At 63.7% G+C, this 2,934-nt stretch carries 5 protein-coding genes; all 5 read left to right on the top strand.

Features of this window, described 5'->3' with window-relative positions; translation table 11 throughout:
• On the top strand, positions 1-151 hold a 151-nt coding region (gene acpP, locus VIR09_RS05995), incomplete at its 5' end, for an acyl carrier protein (protein ID WP_332012045.1).
• A 192-nt stretch (positions 152-343) separates the two neighbouring features.
• Positions 344-1,573 carry a beta-ketoacyl-ACP synthase II gene (gene fabF / locus VIR09_RS05990; protein ID WP_332012044.1) on the top strand — a complete coding sequence of 410 codons (1,230 nt, stop codon included), beginning with the start codon at positions 344-346 and terminating at the stop codon, positions 1,571-1,573.
• Between the two features lies 1 nt (position 1,574).
• Complete coding sequence (locus VIR09_RS05985; protein WP_332012043.1) at positions 1,575-2,069, top strand: hypothetical protein; 495 nt, start codon at positions 1,575-1,577, stop codon at positions 2,067-2,069.
• Positions 2,066-2,665, top strand: a complete 600-nt coding sequence (gene rpoE, locus VIR09_RS05980) for an RNA polymerase sigma factor RpoE (RefSeq protein WP_332012042.1) — start codon at positions 2,066-2,068, stop codon at positions 2,663-2,665. Before VIR09_RS05985 ends, rpoE begins: the two co-directional genes overlap by 4 nt.
• 12 nt (positions 2,666-2,677) lie before the next feature.
• The coding region (locus tag VIR09_RS05975) for a sigma-E factor negative regulatory protein (protein WP_332012041.1) at positions 2,678-2,934 on the top strand (257 nt) is incomplete at its 3' end.

The following is a 2,934-nucleotide window of genomic DNA, read 5'->3' as shown; positions in this document are numbered from 1 at the left end:
TGACGACCTCGGTGCCGATTCGCTCGACATGGTCGAACTGGTCATGGCGCTCGAAGACGAATTCGAGACCGAGATCCCCGACGAAGAGGCCGAAAAGATCACGACCGTGCAACAAGCGATTGACTACATCAATTCGCACGGCAAGCAGTAAGCTGGGCTTTTACCCTTCTGGTTGCCTCGCGACAGCCGTCGCAGCCAACCGGGAAATCGGGGCGGTTTCAGGAATTTGCCGTGCGGTCCGCATGCGGGAAGGGCGTAGTAAAGCCCGACCCGCTTTCGTGTGGACCGCACGTGCAGCGCATCCCGAAAACCGCCTTTCTTTTGTCTGTTTGAGGAGTCATCCGTGAAGCGACGTGTCGTCATCACTGGCCTGGGTATCGTTTCTCCCGTCGGGAACGACTTGACCACCGCTTGGGACAATATCGTCAACGGACGTTCTGGCATCAGCCGCATCACCCGTTTCGATCCCTCGGCCATCACCACGCATATAGCTGGCGAAGTCAAAGACTTCGACATCAGCACCTATATCTCGGCCAAGGAAGCCCGCCAGATGGATACCTTCATCCATTACGGCCTGGCAGCGGGGATGCAGGCATGGCGCGATTGCGGCCTGGAAGTCACCGAAGCCAATGCGGAACGCATCGGCGTGATCGTGGGTTCCGGCATCGGCGGCCTGCCGCGCATCGAGGAAACCCAGGTTGAATACCTGGCCAAGGGTCCGCGCCGCATTTCGCCGTTCTTCGTGCCTGGTTCGCTGATCAACCTGATTTCCGGCCACCTGTCCATTGCCTATGGCATGAAGGGTCCGAGCTACGCGGTGGTGTCGGCTTGCACCACCGGCCTGCATTGCATCGGCGATGCCGCGCGCCTGATCGAGTACGGCGATGCCGACGTCATGGTGGCTGGCGGCGCCGAGTCGACCGTGTCGCCGTTGGGCGTCGGCGGCTTCGCCGCCATGCGCGCCTTGTCGACCCGCAATGACGATCCTGAAACGGCTTCGCGCCCCTGGGACCGCGACCGCGACGGCTTCGTGCTGGGCGAGGGCGCGGGCGTACTGGTGCTGGAAGAGTACGAACACGCCAAAAAACGCGGCGCGCGCATCTACGGTGAGCTCGCGGGCTATGGCATGAGCTCGGACGCGCACCACATCACGGCTCCCGACAAGGACGGTCCGCGCCGCGGCGTCTTGAACGCGCTGCGCAATGGCGGCCTGAACGCGGAAGACATCCAGTACGTCAACGCCCACGGCACCTCGACGCCTCTGGGCGACAAGAACGAGACCGATGCGCTGAAGCTGGCTTTCGGCGACCACGCCAAGAAGCTGGTGGTCAATTCGACCAAGTCCATGACCGGGCACCTGCTCGGCGCGGCCGGCGGTATCGAGGCGGTGTTCACCACCCTGGCGGTCTACAACCAGGTGTCGCCGCCCACGATCAACATCTTCAATCAAGATCCGGAATGCGATCTGGATTACTGCGCCAACGAGGCGCGGCAGATGAAGATCGAAGTCGGCCTGTCCAACTCGTTCGGCTTCGGCGGCACCAACGGCTCGATGGCCGTTCGCCGGGTCTGATTTGGACGAGCCGCTCGGGGGACACTGGGCGTTTCGCGTGCCTGTCGTTCGGCCAAAAAGCGCTACGGCGCTTTTTGGCCTGGCGCTGGCCGCCGCTGGCGGCAGTGCGCTGCTGGCCGCGTCCTGGCACGGCATGGCATGGGCGGCGGGCGCCGCGAGCGCGCTCCTGCTGGTGCTGGCCGGGCTGTTACACTCGGCACGGAGCAGCCTGTCCCCCGTATCCGCATTACGCGCGGCAGCCGGGGCAGGGCGCTGGCAGGTGCGCCTGCCGCAAGGCTGGCAGGACGCGAGGCTGTTGCAAGAACAGCGCGGACCCCGCTGGCTGACGCTCACTTTGCAGCCCTTGCCCACCGGGAGTACGGCCTTTACCAACAGCACAATTACCCTCACCGTCTGGCAGCGGACGTTGCGACCTGAGTCCTGGCGGCGCCTGTGCCTGCTGGCCGGCGCGGCGCGGCCCGTCCGCCCGGCGGCCCGCCTGCGGGAGGCGTCATGAGCGAGCGCGAAGTCGACGCTGAGCTTGTCGCGCGCGTCCAGCGGGGCGACAAGAAGGCATTCGACCTGCTGGTGCTCAAGTACCAGCGCAAGATTCTCCGCCTGTTGGCCCGCATGATCCGCGATCCCTCGGAAATCGAGGACGTAGCCCAGGAGGCCTTCATCAAGGCCTACCGCGCCTTGCCCCAGTTCCGGGGGGACAGCGCCTTTTACACCTGGCTGTACCGGATCGCCATCAATACGGCGCGCAACTGGCTGGCCTCGCAGGGCCGGCGCCCCAGCGCGCCCAATGCGATAGAAACGGAAGACGGTGAAACTTTTAACGAAACCGACAACCTAACCGATATAAGCACGCCGGAATCCATGGTCGCCAGCCGCGAAATCGCCGAGACGGTGAACGCGGCTATCGAGGAATTGCCTGAAGAATTGCGCACCGCAATTGTCCTGCGTGAAATCGAAGGTATGAGTTACGAAGACATCGCCCAGAGCATGGATTGCCCTATCGGTACGGTGCGCTCCCGCATTTTTCGTGCGCGTGAAGCCATCGCCGTCAAGTTGCGTCCATTGCTAGGCACCGATGCCGAGCGTCGCTGGTAAGGAGTGGCAGTCATGCAAACAGCAGCCAAATCCGTTGTGATCGCCGAGTCCTCCTGGGAGGAATCGGTTTCCGCCTGGATGGACGGAGAAGAATCCGACGACATATTTCCCGGCTTGTTGTCCCGCGAGGGGCGCGAGACCTGGGACACCTATCATCTGATCGGTGATTCCCTGCGCAACGCCGACCTGGCGCTGACCCCGAGCGCGGCCTTCCAGGCCCGCCTGGCACGGGCGCTGGACGCGGAATTGCCCATTGTTGCGGCGCCTCG

Source organism: Achromobacter sp., assembly GCF_036567245.1.
In the GTDB taxonomy this organism is placed as follows: Bacteria; Pseudomonadota; Gammaproteobacteria; order Burkholderiales; family Burkholderiaceae_B; genus Achromobacter.
The sequence above is the reverse complement of the archived record's forward strand: the minus strand, read 5'-3'. Positions and strand labels throughout refer to the sequence as shown.